This window comes from Pseudonocardia sp. TMWB2A (assembly GCF_017312135.1).
Genome location: NZ_QKQY01000002.1, coordinates 3,398,728 through 3,413,616, shown reverse-complemented (window position 1 = coordinate 3,413,616; position 14,889 = coordinate 3,398,728). Strand labels below are relative to the sequence as shown.

General features: G+C 69.4%; 12 protein-coding genes. 10 read left to right on the top strand and 2 right to left on the bottom strand.

What is annotated here, in order from left to right; all coding sequences use genetic code 11:
* Positions 1-18: 18 nt before the first annotated feature.
* Positions 19-843, top strand: a complete 825-nt coding sequence (locus DMP17_RS30640) for an alpha/beta fold hydrolase (protein ID WP_337831345.1) — start codon at positions 19-21, stop codon at positions 841-843.
* A 122-nt stretch (positions 844-965) separates the two neighbouring features.
* Positions 966-1,253, top strand: a complete 288-nt coding sequence (locus DMP17_RS30635; RefSeq protein ID WP_337831344.1) for a phosphopantetheine-binding protein — start codon at positions 966-968, stop codon at positions 1,251-1,253.
* 39 nt (positions 1,254-1,292) lie between these two features.
* Here the strand turns inward: DMP17_RS30635 and tcuA are convergent, their stop codons facing one another.
* Entirely contained in the window at positions 1,293-2,783 is a 1,491-nt protein-coding gene (tcuA, locus tag DMP17_RS30630) for an FAD-dependent tricarballylate dehydrogenase TcuA (protein ID WP_337831343.1), read from the bottom strand.
* Between the two features lie 131 nt (positions 2,784-2,914).
* A complete protein-coding gene (locus DMP17_RS30625; protein ID WP_337831342.1) occupies positions 2,915-4,369 on the bottom strand; it encodes an AraC family transcriptional regulator in 1,455 nt (484 codons plus the stop codon).
* Positions 4,370-4,659: 290 nt separating this feature from the next.
* Here DMP17_RS30625 and DMP17_RS30620 point away from each other — a divergent pair, with 290 nt between their 5' ends.
* From DMP17_RS30620 to DMP17_RS30585, 8 genes are all read left to right on the top strand, one after another.
* Entirely contained in the window at positions 4,660-6,483 is a 1,824-nt protein-coding gene (locus DMP17_RS30620) for a siderophore-interacting protein (RefSeq protein ID WP_337831341.1), read from the top strand.
* Positions 6,484-6,612: 129 nt separating this feature from the next.
* Positions 6,613-7,584, top strand: a complete 972-nt coding sequence (locus DMP17_RS30615) for an ABC transporter substrate-binding protein (protein ID WP_337831340.1) — start codon at positions 6,613-6,615, stop codon at positions 7,582-7,584.
* A 98-nt stretch (positions 7,585-7,682) separates the two neighbouring features.
* On the top strand, positions 7,683-8,615 hold the full coding sequence (locus DMP17_RS30610; protein ID WP_337831339.1) for a FecCD family ABC transporter permease: 933 nt from the start codon (positions 7,683-7,685) through the stop codon (positions 8,613-8,615).
* Complete coding sequence (locus tag DMP17_RS30605; RefSeq protein WP_337831338.1) at positions 8,612-9,688, top strand: FecCD family ABC transporter permease; 1,077 nt, start codon at positions 8,612-8,614, stop codon at positions 9,686-9,688. Before DMP17_RS30610 ends, DMP17_RS30605 begins: the two co-directional genes overlap by 4 nt.
* 20 nt (positions 9,689-9,708) lie before the next feature.
* Positions 9,709-10,521 carry an ATP-binding cassette domain-containing protein gene (locus tag DMP17_RS30600; protein ID WP_337832755.1) on the top strand — a complete coding sequence of 271 codons (813 nt, stop codon included), beginning with the start codon at positions 9,709-9,711 and terminating at the stop codon, positions 10,519-10,521.
* 170 nt (positions 10,522-10,691) lie between these two features.
* Positions 10,692-12,323: an ABC transporter ATP-binding protein gene (locus DMP17_RS30595; protein ID WP_337832754.1), complete on the top strand. Its 1,632-nt coding sequence runs from the start codon at positions 10,692-10,694 to the stop codon at positions 12,321-12,323.
* A complete protein-coding gene (locus tag DMP17_RS30590; protein ID WP_337831337.1) occupies positions 12,320-14,056 on the top strand; it encodes an ABC transporter ATP-binding protein in 1,737 nt (578 codons plus the stop codon). Before DMP17_RS30595 ends, DMP17_RS30590 begins: the two co-directional genes overlap by 4 nt.
* Before the next feature lie 85 nt (positions 14,057-14,141).
* Positions 14,142-14,840: a formyltransferase family protein gene (locus DMP17_RS30585; RefSeq protein WP_337831336.1), complete on the top strand. Its 699-nt coding sequence runs from the start codon at positions 14,142-14,144 to the stop codon at positions 14,838-14,840.
* The last annotated feature ends 49 nt before the right edge of the window (positions 14,841-14,889 follow it).

Below are 14,889 nucleotides of genomic sequence, written 5' to 3'. Positions count from 1 at the left end.
GGCGAGACGGAGGGATCCATGCCGGCCCTGTCCGTGAACGGGATCGCGCTGCACTACCGGGAGTACGGTGATGCCGACGCTCCCCTGGTCGTCCTGGTGCAGGGAACCGGAGCGAAAGGCAACGTCTGGAGCCTCCATCAGGTTCCGGAGTTCGTCACCGCCGGATACCGGGTGATCACCTACGACAATCGCGGAATCAGCCCCGTGCCGGGACAGAACGACTCCTTCTGTCCCGAGATCGGTGTGGGCGAACTGGTCGCCGATCTCGCCCAGCTCATCAAGCACGCCGGCGGACCGGCGCACGTGATCGGCACATCCCTGGGCGCCCGGATCGTGCAGGAGCTCGCTCTCGCCCACCGTGAACTCGTCCGCGGGGTCATCGCGATGGGGGCGCACGCGCGCACCGAAGCCGCAACAGATCTGTACAGCGCAGGCGAACAGGAACTGTTCGACCGCCGGATCGCTCTTCCGACGAAGTACCAGGCCGCGGTGAACGCGATGCTGAACCTCTCGCCCGCGACACTGCGGGATCCCGCCACGGCGCGGGACTGGCTTGCGATCTTCGAGCACGCCGCGGCGCCGATATCGTCGGGCGAACGGGGCCAGCTCGGCGCGTCCGAGCGTCTGGGAGATCGCACCGAGGACTACCGGGCGATCGACCGGCCGCTGCTCGTCATCGGATTCGCCGACGACCTGATCGTCCCTCCCCATCTCGGCCGTGAGGTCGCCGACGCCGTCCCCGGCGCCCGTTACGTCGAGGTGCCCGATACGGGTCATCTCGGATACCTCGAACGCCCGGGGGAGGTGAACACCCTGGCACTCGACTTCCTCGCAGGACTGTGAGCACCCTGTGAGCCCCGAACCGCGGTGGTGGCCGCGTCCCCGTTCCGGCGGCGCCCGGTCAGCGGGCAGTGCGGCCCGCACGGTCACGACGACAGAGACGAACTCGAAGGCGGAAGCAAAGCATGGACAGCAGTACCGGCCCGGGAACGGATTCCGCGGCGACCTCCAGCCCTGCCATGAGCAGGGAGTCCTTCCTCGGCGACCTCGCCGCGGTGCTGGGGGTCGAGACGCAGGAGCTCACCGGTGGTTCGGACCTGATCGACTGCGGCCTGGACTCGATCGGGACGATGCGTCTGGTCGACCAGTGGCAGGGCCGAGGGATCGACGTACGCTTCTTCGACCTCGTCGACGACTCCACCGTGGACGGCTGGTGGCACGTGCTCGAGGCCAAGATGACGGCCACCACCTGACTGCGCGGGGCAGCGCACATCGGGCGCCGCGCCGGCATCTCACGCCAGCGAGCCTGCGCGGCGCCCCATCACCATTCCCGCGATCAGGCCCGCCCCCGTGGGATAATTGCCGCTGAACAGCCCGCCCAGCGCTTCGCCACAGGCGAAGAGACCAGGAATGGGCATTCCCGAACGGTCTAGTACGCGGCCGTCGAGATCACCTCGGAGCCCTCCAAACGTGAAGCTGATGCCGCAGGTCACGGGATACGCGTAGTAGGGCGGGGAGTCGATCGCCGTCGCCCAGTTGCTCTTGGCCGGCTCCACCGAGGCACGACGCCCGTCCTTGACGGTGTGGTCGAACGGGCGCGCCGTGTCGATCGACGCGTTGAACTCCGCCACCGTCCGCACGAACCCGTCGGCATCGATACCCGCGGCCGTCGCGAGCTCGTCGAGTCGCTCGGCGACGACCGGACGTATGCCGGGCATGTCGTACTCGTACCCGTACAGCATCGATCGTGACGTCGCATCGAAGATCTGGTACGCCACTGATCCCGGCTGCTCCAGGATCCGCCTGCCGTACTTGGCATAGGTGTAGTTCCGGAGATCTGCACCCTCGTCGACGAAACGCCTGCCGTCGCGATTCACCACGATTCCCAGCGGGTAGCCGTACCGGCTGAGCCGGTTCGTCAGACTACGATTGCTCTCGTTCGCAGGATAGGATGCGTCCCACGGAACGCTGTGGCACCCCGCCCAGTCCCCGCCTCGATCGGCGCCGATGGCCAGGGCCGCCTCGATCAGATCACCGGTGTTGTACGGTGTGCCACGCACCTTTGCATGTTGCCACCCGTCGCCGAGGTGGCGTTGCCGCAATTCCTCGTTCGCCTCGAATCCGCCGCTCGCGATCACCACTGAATCCGCGCGGAACTCCCGCTCCCCCGAACGGACGCCGACAACCGCATCGTTCTCGGTGACGAGACCAGTGACTGCGCACTCGTATCGGACCTCGACGCCGAGTCGGGACGCCACCCGGACGTGGTCGGACATCAGGCCTGGGCCGCCTCCGACGCTGCTGAGATGCATGCCTCCCCAGAACGCGAACGTCCCGTCGTCGCGCTCGTGGGCTTGCCGGTCGTACATCAGCTCGAATCGCACACCCAGTGCATGCAGCCAACCGACAGCGTCCCGGGAACCGTGGGCGACGACCTCCGCGAGCGCCTTGTCACCGCGCCCCTGGGTCACTCGCTCCATATCGGCGATGAAGTCCGCCGCCGGGTACGGCGGAACCTCCGTCCGAGCATGCCGTTCGTCCGGCTCGACGATCCGGAGGAGGTCGGCGAGCCCGTCATGGACCACACGGGTGGAACCGATCGTGTAGTAGCTGTTCCCGCCGGCACTCGAACGGGGAGCCTTGTCCAGCAGCAGCACCCGCCGCCCGCGCAGTGCGGCTGCATGTGCCGCACAGTATCCGGCGCACCCTCCGCCGACGACGACGACATCTGCGTTGCGCACGTCCACCTCGTTCTCGTCGCGCGGCCCGAACAGAACTCTCACCGGCAGAGCGCGACAATGTCGACCGGGACCCGACTTACCGGTCCGAACCGTTGACCACGGTTATCAGTTCATCGTACTACGCACGAGGAAAACGTGGCTGCAACGCCGTCGAAGACGGTTCGTGGGGAACCTCACGACTGGCCGATCTCACGTTCCTGATAGGTCCGGGGCGACATACCGTGAAAACGCGTGAAGGCGGCGCTGAACGTCGGGAGATGACGGTAGCCGATCCGACGAGCGACGGCACTGGGTGTGGATCCGCCGATGAGCAGATCCCGCGCGGTACGCATGCGGACTCCGTAGCACCAACGACTGAAACTCATACCGGTCTCTCTCCGGAACGCCTCATGAATCGCGGAACCGACATCGGACGCGGCCGGTTCGCCCGTCACCGCGATACGCCGCAGATAGTCCAGCGCCACGGATCGGGCGACCGGGTCGGTGGGCATCGGTACCGACATCGCCCGCTGCGCGGCGAGTTGCTTGGCGAACAGCTCGACGACGTGGCGCGGGTCGTAGTCGTCCGGGCGGAGGATGGAGCGGGCGCTGATCGAGCAGTACATCAGATAGTCGTCCCACGCCGGGGAGAACCGGACCTGCAGCGGTTCGGTCAGCAGCAGCTCGCCGGTCCCGGCGTTGCCCAGGGGCAGCGAGACCGAGTTCTCACGGACTCCGGTGGTGTGCTCCGTGTCCGCCGGTACCCACGTCGCCACGCCGCGCCGCCGCACATACCGCCGATCGCCGATGTCGAGGTATCCCGTGCCGCGGTACATCCAGCTGAGTACATGACTGTTGTTGGTGTGCGGAGGTGTGTGGACGGCGGGCAACGGATCGGGTACCGCCCCCCGGCCCCACGGCACGGGGACATCGGCATCGTCCGGACACGGCGCGGAACCGCCCCGCTCCGCGCCGCGTTCGGCGAGCACCTGCCGACGGAGCTGGTGGGGCGTCACCCCGATCTCGTGCCTGAACGCGCGACTCAGGCCGCTGCGACTCGTGAACCCCACCCGCGCAGTCACCTGGTCGACCGGACATCCCGCGGTCAGGAGCTCGACCGCAGCCCGCAGCCTGCAGCGCAGCCGCCATTGCTCGAAGGTGAGCCCACTGCCTGCGAGGAAGTCGCGTCGGAGGGTCCGCGGGCTGCAGAGCACTCGTGCCGCCCACTGCTCCACGGTGAGATCGCAGGCAGGATCGCGCAGCACCTCCTCGGCGACCGCCGCGGCCCTGCGGGTGTTCGGCAGAGCGAGCGGGGCGATCCTCCCCTGTGCGGGCCCGCCTGCAGGGTCGCCGGAGAGCGGTCGCGTTCGGGAACGGCGCACGAGCGCGGCGATCCTGGCCGGCGAGTACCCCTGGCCGGTCAGTGGTGTCACCTGCAGGTTGAAGTACTGGATCAGCCAGTCCTGCCACGACCGCGACACCTCGAACCGCGTCGGTTCCGGCGACGACGCCGCCCCCAGGTCCGCCCACACCGGGAACGCGACGGTCCCGGGGTCGGTCACGACGGCCCGCGAACCCCACCCCTCCGCCGGAATCCACACGCCCTCCCCTGCCGTGAGACGGATCACCTCGGCGTCGTCGATACGCACGTACGCCGCACCGGTGCGGACCCAGACCAGGAGTGGGCGCCGCACGTGAGCCGCCGGATCCGAGCGGACGGCGGGAACCGGCGGAGGGTCACCCGTGCTCGTGTGCACCGGGAGGGACATCAGACGATCCTAAGTATTCGACAGCCTGCGCACACCATCGTGCGTGCGGTTTGCCTAACCTTAGCGGTGGCCCTCCTGCCGGCAGCGGGTGCGGCTGACGTCACCGCGGAGCAATCGGAAGGGCCGCTCACAGAATGCCGAAGACCTCACGTCCACTCACCGTGCGCCCCTTGACCCTCCGCGAGGTCGAGGTCGTCCGGTCCGTGGACCTCTCACCAGGGATGCGGCGGGTCACCCTGGCGGGCTCCCAGCTTCGCGAATTCACCACGGCCGACGGGTTCGCCCAGCCCGCCTTCGACTCGTCGGGGTTCGATGACGACGTCCGGCTGGTGTTCCCCTATCCCGGCCGTACCGAAGCCGTCCTGCCCGAGCAGAAGGAGACCGGCCTGCGCATGCCGAGGGACCCTCGGCCGCTGGCCAGGGCCTACTCGGTCCGTCGGTGGAACCGGCGAACGGGAGAGCTCGACATCGACTTCGTCAGACACGGCATCGGTGTGGGAACGACCTGGGCCTACCGTGCGCAGCCGGGTGACCGCATCCACGTCTTCGGTCCGTCGGTCTCCCGGGCGCTGCCGATCGACACGGACTGGCTTCTCGTCGCCGGCGACGACACGGCGGTCCCCGCGATCGCGCGTCTTCTCGACGAGCTCCCCGACGACGCCCGGGCACGGGTGTTCATCGAGGTCGGCGCCGAGAACGACGGGCTCGCGCTGCGCAGCCTCCCCGGCGTCGAGGTGACCTGGCTGGTCCGGGACGGGTCGAACGCAGGCGATCTCCTGCTGAGGGCCGTCAAGGACTGCGCATGGGCGCAGGGGCGCCCGTTCGCGTGGATCGCGGGCGAGCACACGGCCGTCCGGGATCTGCGCCGGCACCTGGTCGAGGACCGGGGTCTGCCGAAGACCGACATCGAGTTCACCGGCTACTGGCGTCGTGGGGAGGCGGTCTCCCTCGAGGAGGACGAGGCGGTTCCCGACCCGGAGAAGACGGTCACGCCGTTCGAGAAACTCCACGAGCTGACCGAGCTGGTCCCGCCGATCGCGATCCGGACCGCAGTCGAACTGGGGATTCCCGATCTGATCTCCCGTGGTGTCACCGGCACCGGCGAGCTCACCGTGACCTCTGGCAGCGACGAACGCGCACTCGGCAAGCTCCTCCGTTACCTGACTTCGCTCGACCTGCTCGCCGAGAGCGCTCCGGGCCACTACCGGCTCACCCCGGTCGGCGAGGTGCTGACCACCGACGCCATGTCCGACGCACTGCATCCGAACGGTGTGCAGGGGCGCGAGATGCTCGGCATCCACGGGCTCACCGAGTCCGTCCGCACCGGCCTCGCCTCCTACTCCGGCGTCACCGGCCAGACCTTCGCCGAAGTTCGGACCGACCAGGACTACGAGGACCGCTACCTCGAGTACCTGGCGAAGTTCCAGCCCGCCCTCGCCGAGCCGATCGCGAGCTCCGACCTGCTCACCGGAGTGGAGCACCTGGTGATCCACTCCGGAGGTGCGGGCGCCCACGCACGCGAGTTCGTCGCCAAGCACCCCGATCTCCGCATCACGATCTGCTGCCTGCCCAGCCAAGCGGACTGGCTCCGTCGCGACCTGCCCGAGTCCATGCCCGACGACGGGCAACGCGCGCGCGTGAGCATCGTCGAGCAGTCGGTGTTCGAACCGAGTCCCGTCGCCGACGCCGTGTTCATCAGCCGCGCCTTCCGGGCGCTCCCCGACGCCGACGCCGCACACGCGATGCGCAGAGCGGCCGAGAACCTGGTGCCGGGCGGACGCGTGCTCCTGGTCGAGGAGACCCTGGACACCGACGACCTGGACGAACACGCCTGCGAGGCGGATCTCATCGCGCTGACGGTCCACGGCTCGGGCATGCGCACACCCGACGAGCTCGACGAGGTCATCGACGGAGCAGGACTCGTCCGCAGCGCCGTCCACACGGTCGGCTGGGGCACCACCATCCACGAGCTGATGGTGCGTGGTCCCGGCTGAACGACACAGCGGTGGGCCGACGACGCGGACCCCCGACCGGCCCGGGCAGCGCCCGACCGACGACACGAGCCGGTTGTCACCCCACCCCCACCGTCCCTGTCACATCCTGATCAGAAAGCAGAACGAGTCATGACCTACCAGAGACGACGCTTCGCGGCATTCGTGGCCGCGCTCATGGGCGCCGCCCTCGTCCTCTCCGCGTGCAGCAGTGGTGATGCAGAGACCGCGCCGTCCGCGACACGCAGCTTCACCGCCGACAACGGGACCATCGACATCCCCGTCGATCCACAGCGGATCATCGGCATCCAGCGCGGCGCGAGCAACATGCTCGAGTTCGGTATGAAGCCGGTCGGCCTCGGCCAGCTGAACGAGGACCCCGTGTGGCTGCCGCCCGCACAGCGCGCCGTGTACGACTCGACGCCGGTCGTGGCCGACTTCAAGACGGTGGACTACGAGAAGATCGCGAGCCTCAAGCCCGACCTGATCGTCGTCAGCACTCCGGACTTCATCTGGGAGGGCAGCTGGGACAACGAGCGCCTCCAGTCCATCGCCCCGACGGTGTACATCGAGGTGAGCAACGCGAACTGGAAGGTTCAGGAGGCGCGTGTGGCCGATGCGCTCGGTAAGTCCGCCGAGTTCGAGGCGCGGAAGACGGAGTACGACAACCTCATCGCGAAGATGCGGACGGATCGGAAGGACGTCCTCGCGTCCAGCACCTTCGCACTGATCAACCGGCACAAGAGCACCAAGGAGGGGCAGTTCCTCGTCGAAGGGCGCTCCTTCTACTGCACCACCTTCGGCACCGAACTCGGTGTCAAGTTCCCGGAGACGGCGAACCAGCCGGGTGATCAGACGTCGATGGAGCGTATCGGCGACCTCGCCAAGTACAGCGCGCTCCTCTACCCGCTGGGACCGGACGGGAACCCGAAGCCGGAGGTGCTGCCGGTCCTGGACTCCAACGCCTGGAAGGCCCTGCCGCAGGCGAGTTCGAACCGGACGCGTGGCGTCACCTGCACCGGTGGGCTCTCCTACCCCGACGGCATCGCCAACCTCAAGTCGCTCGACACGGCGTTGAGCACGCTGCCCGCTGTGACCGGGTGAAGTCCGGGCACACACGACCACCAGCAGTGCGTCCATCATTGCCGGCCCGTCGCCGGACCGGTCTGGCGGCGGCTCTGGTCGTCCTGGGCGCACTGCTGGTGATCAGCATCATGATCGGCTCCAAATCGATCCCACTGCCGATGATCTGGGACGCGTTGTTCGATCCGTCGCCGACTCCCGACCAGTTCGCCATCCGCGACTACCGGATGCCACGCACCGTCGTCGGGCTCGTCGTCGGCGCGACACTCGGACTGGCCGGGGCACTGATCCAGGCTCTGACCCGGAACCCCCTGGCGGAGCCGGGGATTCTCGGCGTGCATGCGGGCTCGGCATTTGCCGTCGCGATCGCCGTCGGCGTTCTCGGCATCACCGACATCGCCGGGTACATGTGGTTCGCCTTCGCCGGCGCGCTTGTCGTGACCCTCATGGTGATGCTCCTCGGCGCGACGAGACGCGGGAGTTCGCCGGTGATGATGGTGCTCGCCGGCGTGGCCGTCGGCGCGGTACTGACCGGAGCCACGACCGCACTGACCCTGACGAATCCGGACGCCTTCGACCGGATGCGCGCCTGGAACGCGGGCTCGATCGTCGGTAGGCCGCTGGAGGTGCTGTGGCCGATCGTCCCGTTCCTCGCAGTCGCCCTCGTCGTGGCCCTGGCGATCGCGGGCTCGTTGAACGCCATCGGCCTCGGCGACGACGTCGCCGTCGCCCACGGCGTCCGGCTGATCCGGACCCGCGCCCTCGCGGTCGCGGCACTGACGCTGCTCGCCGGTGGAGCCACGGCGATCGCGGGACCGGTGGGGTTCGTCGGCCTCATGGTGCCCCACGTCGCTCGCTGGATCGTCGGGCCGGATCAGCGTTGGATCTTCGTCTACAGCCTGGTACTGGCTCCCAGCCTGCTGTTGGCGTCCGATGTCCTCGGCCGGATCGTGATGACACCGTCGGAGATCCCCGTCGGTGTCGTGACCGCGTTCGTCGGGGCGCCGGTGCTGATCCTCCTGGTCCGTCGGAAGGCGGCGAGTGGACTGTGAGTACCGATCTCCGGATGCCCGGACGCCCGACCCGGGTCTCCTTCGGCCGCAGGACGGCGATACTGCGCAGCGGACGCGCGAGTGTGCGGATCGACGCGCGCAGCGTTGCGGTGTGCACCGCGGTGGCCCTTGCGGTGATGGTGATCGCCCTCATTACGTTGGCGAGCGGTACCTACCAGCTCAGCCTGGGCCAGGTGGTGTCGGCGCTGGCCGGGCGGGAGCGCGGGCTGGTCCACGACGTCGTCGTCGAGTGGCGGCTGCCGCAGGTCGCGGCGACCGTCGTATTCGGTGCGGCCCTGGGCGTGAGCGGTGCGATCTTCCAGTCGTTGATGCGCAACCCGCTCGCATCGCCGGACGTGATCGGGTTCTCGACCGGTTCCTACACGGGGGCGCTGATCGTGGTCCTCGTGGTCGGAGGTTCGTACGCGACCGTCGCGCTGGGTGCCCTCGCAGGCGGGATCGTCACCGCGCTGGCGGTGTACCTGTTCGCCTATCGCCAGGGTGTCCAGGGCTTCCGGCTGATCATCGTGGGCATCGCGGTGTCGGCGATGCTCGCCTCGGTGAACACGTGGTTGGTTCTCAAGGCCGACCTCGAGGTGGCCATCGCCGCCGCGGCGTGGGGAGCCGGGTCCCTCAACGCGGTCACGTGGAACCAGGTCGCGGTCGGCGGAGCCGTCATCCTGGTCCTGCTCGTTCTCACCGCGTCGCTCAGCCGGCCGATGCGCCAGATGGAACTCGGCGACGACACCGCTGCCTCGCAGGGTGTCATGATCGGGACCGCACGGCTCGGCCTGATCATCCTCGGTGTGGCGCTCACCGCGACGGTGACCGCTGCAGCCGGACCCATCGCATTCGTGGCGCTCGCGACCCCGCAGATCGCCCGACGCCTGACCGGCACCCCGGGCATCACGCTCGTACCGGCCGCGTTCGTGGGTGCCCTGCTGCTGGCAGCGGCCAACTTCGTCGCCCAGCACCTCACCCCGACGCCGCTGCCCGTCGGTGTCGTCACGGTCATGATCGGAGGCACCTACTTGGGGTGGCTGCTGTTCGTCGAAGCAAGGAGAAGGCTGTGACCGCGTCACGCGACGGATCGATGTCCCGGCTGCACGTCGATGCCGCGACGATCGGCTACGGCAGGCGGACCATCAGCGAGAACCTGTCCGTGTCGATACCCGACCGGTCGTTCACCGTGATCGTCGGACCGAACGCGTGCGGCAAGTCCACCCTGCTGCGGACACTGTCCCGGCTGCTCAAGCCCAGCGCCGGAGACGTCATCCTCGACGGACGGGCCATCAGCTCCTACCGGAGCAAGGCCGTGGCACGACACATCGGGCTGCTGCCGCAGACCTCGATCGCGCCCGACGGGATCACGGTCGCCGATCTCGTGGCGCGCGGCCGGTATCCGTACCAGAACCTGGTGCGGCAGTGGACCGACATCGATGAGCACGCCGTTGCGGGAGCGTTGGAGGCGACCGGTACCACGGACCTGTCCGGCCGCGTCGTCGACGAACTGTCCGGTGGACAGCGTCAACGGGTATGGATCGCGATGGTCCTGGCCCAGCGTACGGACATCCTGTTGTTGGACGAGCCCACGACCTTCCTCGACATCACACACCAGATCGAACTGCTGGAGCTGTTCACCGATCTGAATCACGCGGGCCACACCCTCGTGGCGGTCCTGCACGACCTCAACCACGCCGCCCGATACGGCACCCATCTGATCGCCATGAAGGACGGGGACGTGGTGGCCGAGGGGCCGCCGGCGGAGATCGTCACCGCCGACCTCGTCGAAGAGGTGTTCGGCCTGCGATGCATCGTCGTCGCCGACCCGGTCGCCGGGACCCCCGCAGTGGTTCCCCTCGGGCGGGAGCGCCTGCACGCCGTTCGCCCCGTCGACACGACATGACCCACGAAAGCACCGACTCGACCATGCGACAGACCGACCCCGCCGGGCTGGGCCGTGGCCCGTTGACCCGACGACTCCCCGTGTTCGGACGAGCGCCCTCCACCCCTCCTGAGCCGGAACCCTATGGGGCCACGACGGGCGACACCCCCGGACGATTCCTCGCGCGGGTGATGTTCTCCCTGCCCCGCATCACCGTCCCTGCCATCGGGTTCGCCATCCTCTGGCAGGTCGGTGAGGCCGCCGTCCCCGTCGTCATGGGGATCGCCATCGACCGGGCACTGGTCACCGGTGACGCCGAGGCCCTGGTCCTGTGGATCGGGATCCTGGTCGTCCTCTACCTCGCCCTGACGACGGCGGCGAGGCTCGCCAACCGGCTCAACGTCTACGCCCTCCAGATGCTGCAGCACCGGCTGCGGGCCACCCTCTCCGAGCGGATCCTGCACCCCGTCGACCAGGCCACCCCGGCGCCCGACGGCGGCCTGGTGTCCACGATGACCAACGACGTCACCCGCCTCTCCAACGCCGGTCTGCTGCTGACGATGCCCGTCGCGCGGCTGGCCGCGATCGGGTTCGTCGCGATCGCGCTGCTCGTCATCTACCTGCCGCTCGGCGTCATCGTGCTCATCGGCGCGCCGACGGTGGTGTGGCTCATGGGGATGCTCGGCGACAGACTGTCGCGGGACACCCGCCGGTATCAGGACCTGCTGGCCGGGACCGTCGCCAGGGCGACTGACCTGGTGTCCGGATATCGCGTCGTCAAGGGTGTCCGCGCCGAGGCCGAGGTGACACGCCGATACCGGCAGGCCAGCCAGGAGACGCTGACCGGAGCGCGGCGGAACGCGGGGCTGCTGGGCCGGGCGCAGTCGATCTCCGGCGCGGTCAACGCCACGTTCGTCGCCGTCGTCACCGGGGCGGCGGGCTGGTTCGCGGTCAGCGGAGCGCTCACCGTCGGTGAGCTCATCACCACCGTCGGCCTCGCGCAGGCGCTGCTCCCGCAGATCCAGGGCATCGCCAACTCCTCGATCCCCAACCTCGCGAACGCGCGCGCCTCGTCCGCCCGGATCCTCGACACGCTCGCCGGCGCGAGCGTCCCCGCGGAGGCCGGTCTCACCGGTGACGGCGACGGCCAGCGCACGTCGCGGCCGTCGCCGCGTACCCCGGCCCGGGACGTGCCCCCGGTGGAGATCCGGCTGCCCGACCGGACCATCCGGGTCGAGCCCGGCGAGCTCGTGGGTGTACGCAGCGACGACCGGACGGCAGCCGAGCTGCTCAGCGCGCTGTTGCGTCCCGGCGCCGACGGCGACGTCGAGGTCCGCATCGACGACATTCCGACCGCCGACCTGGACCTCGCGGACTACCGCGCCCGGGTCGTCGTCGCCCCGCACCGCACGACGTTGTTCAGCGGCACCGTGGGTGAGAACCTCACCACCCCGACCAGCACACCGGAACTCGTCGCGGCAGCCGTGCACGCCGCCGCCTGCACCGATTTCGTCGCCACCCTCGACATGCCGGTCGGGCAGAACGGCAACCGGCTCTCCGGCGGGCAACGTCAGCGGGTCGCACTCGCCCGCGCGCTCGCCACCGATGCGCCGGTCCTGGTCCTGCACGACCCGACCACAGCCATCGACTCTGCGACCGAGGCCTCCATCGCCGCACGGCTGCGGGACCTCCGCGACGGACGCTCCACCGTTCTGGTCGCCTCGTCCTCCCCCCTGCTCGCCTGCTGCGACCGGGTCATCGATCTGCGTACCGCCACGGCGGTGCACGTCGCGCTGTCGACCGACGTTGCGAGGACACAATGAGCCGATCCCCGGAGCCGACGACCACGGTCGGGTCAGGACTTCCGGTCGCGAGCGGCCGTGCCACCGTCCGGCAGATCTCGCTGCTCACCACACCCCACCGGATGTGGGTCGTCGCGGTGGTCGTGCTGGGGCTCGCGAGCGCCGCCGTCAGTCTGATCCCGCCGGTTGCGGTCGGGGCTCTCATCGACAGGGTGCAGGCCGGCACCGCGGACCTGGGGACGGTCCTGGGCACGACCGCGGTGATGGCCGTCTCGGCCGGGGTGGGGGTGTGCGGGACCGCCGTCACCGTCGTGCTGGCGACACGCATCTACCACACGGTTCTCGCGGAGCTCAGGGAGCAGCTCGTCGAACGGGCGATGGTGCTTCCCCAGCACCGCGTGGAGGAGGCCGGCGCAGGCGATCTGGTGGCGCGGACCAGCGACGACGTCACCGCGATCGCCGACGCCGCCCCTGCGGTGACCGGTGTGCTCACCACCACCGCGTTCACCGTCGTCGTCTCGTTGGTCGGACTCGCCGCGCTGCAATGGCCCTACGCCGTCGTGTTCGCCGTCGTGGTGCCGATCTACGTGCTCGCGATGCGCTGGTACCTGCGCACCGGACCTCGTGTGTACCGCACCGAGCGCGCCGCCACGAGCGCCCGAGCCCAGCAGATACTCGAGTCCCAGCGGGGCTACGACACCGTACTCGGGCTGGGCCTGACAGGGCAGCGGCATCGTGCCGTGATGGCCGCGTCCTGGGGCGTCGCGATCCACTCGCTGCGGGCACGCACCGTGCAGAGCATGTTCAACGCACGGCTCAACCTGTCCGAATGCCTGTCGCTGACGGCGATCCTCGTCGTCGGCTTCCTGCTCATCCGGAACGGGGTGTCGACCGTGGGCGCCGCCACGACCGCCACGCTGGTCGTGCTGCGGCTGCTCGAGCCGATCAACCAGCTGCTGTTCGTCATCGACACCATCCAGTCCGCCGCGGCGTCCCTCAACCGCATCGTCGGTGTCGTCACCCTGTCCGCGGCGCAGCCCGACGGGCAGGCGGAGCGACCGGGGCAGGAGGCGGCGGTCCGCCTCCACTCCGTCGGGTTCCGCTACGGGGACGGTCCCCGCGTGCTCGACGACATCTCACTGGAGATCGCAGCGGGCGAGCACGTGGCCGTGGTCGGTGCCTCCGGAGCGGGCAAGACCACGCTCGCCACGGTGGTCACGGGAATCCATCCTCCCGGGACGGGCACCGTGACGCGCCCGGAGCGGACCGCCGTCATCAGCCAGGAGGTCCACGTGTTCTCCGGGACACTGCGGGACAACCTCACCCTCGCCGAGCCCGACGCGGACGACCGGGAGATCCGCGCCGCTCTCGACGCCACGGGCGCCTCGTCCCTGCTGGACGCACTACCCGAGGGCCTCGACACGGTCGTCGGGTCGGGCGGGCACCAGCTCACCGATGCACAGGCACAGCAGCTCGCACTGGCGCGGCTGCTGCTGCTCGATCCCGAACTGGCGGTCCTCGACGAGGCCACGGCCGAGGCGGGTTCGACCTACGCGGGACTGCTCGACCGGGGGGCCGAGGTCGCGCTGCGCGGCCGCACCGGCGTGGTGATCGCCCACCGCCTGTCGCAGGCCGCGGCCTGCGACCGGATCGTGGTGATGGAGCGCGGCCGGATCATCGAGATCGGGACGCACGACGACCTGGTCGCGGCCGGGGGCGTCTACGCCGGGCTGTGGGCGGCATGGCAGGACTGAAGCACGACCGAGGCATCCGCCGACGAAGGAGCGCAACGATGACTTCCCCCGTTCCCATCCCGTCGACCCGGGACGGACTGCCCACATGATCTTCGTCGGCTCCGGTGCCCTGCTGTGGCGCGCCGCGACCTACGCCACCCAGGTCGGCAGGACCGTCGACGCGGTGGTGCACCCCCGCGGCGAGGAGGTTCCGCCGCAGGCCGCCTCCCTGAACTGCGTCGATGTCCGCGACGTGAACGAGCACGCCGACCTCTTCCGCGACTCGTGTGGCGACGGGCTCGTGTGCTCCACCGGCAACCCGTTCATCTTCCGGGAGCCCGTCCTGAGTCTGGGGCTGACGATCGTCAACGTGCACGGGGCGCCGCTGCCGCAGTATCGCGGGCTGCCCCTGGCGACCGCCGCCTTCGCCATCCTGCGGTCGGAACGGGAGTTCGGTGTGACCCTCCATCGTGTCGATGCGGGTATCGACACCGGCCCGATCATCGATCGGCGCATGTTCCCGCTCTCGCGCTCGGCCACGCTGGAGGAGTTGTCGATCGAGGTGACGCAGCACTGTCACGCCATCCTCACCGCCAACCTGGACGACCTCGGCCGGGCCCCGGCATCGGAAGTCTCGTCCGATCCGGCCGACGCGGGAGAGTACTTCGGGGCCAGGCAGCTGGCGTCCCTGGAGAACTACCGCGATCACCCGAACTTCGCCCGGGCGACCGACCTCGGCGTCCTCGACGAGTACTACCCCTCCTTCGCCGACCTGTTCAGCACGATGCGCGGTCACCTCGGCTGACTGTGAGGCTGGACCTGCCGGTTCGACCACGACTCGTCCGGCGCGGGTC

Bases quoted from the DNA above. Each gene is read 5' to 3' on its own strand.
- DMP17_RS30640 (WP_337831345.1), top strand. From the start codon at position 19: ATGCCGGCCCTGTCCGTGAACGGGATCGCGCTGCACTACCGGGAGTAC.
- DMP17_RS30635 (WP_337831344.1), top strand. From the start codon at position 966: ATGGACAGCAGTACCGGCCCGGGAACGGATTCCGCGGCGACCTCCAGC.
- DMP17_RS30615 (WP_337831340.1), top strand. From the start codon at position 6,613: ATGACCTACCAGAGACGACGCTTCGCGGCATTCGTGGCCGCGCTCATG.
- DMP17_RS30600 (WP_337832755.1), top strand. From the start codon at position 9,709: ATGTCCCGGCTGCACGTCGATGCCGCGACGATCGGCTACGGCAGGCGG.
- DMP17_RS30595 (WP_337832754.1), top strand. From the start codon at position 10,692: ATGTTCTCCCTGCCCCGCATCACCGTCCCTGCCATCGGGTTCGCCATC.
- DMP17_RS30590 (WP_337831337.1), top strand. From the start codon at position 12,320: ATGAGCCGATCCCCGGAGCCGACGACCACGGTCGGGTCAGGACTTCCG.
- DMP17_RS30585 (WP_337831336.1), top strand. From the start codon at position 14,142: ATGATCTTCGTCGGCTCCGGTGCCCTGCTGTGGCGCGCCGCGACCTAC.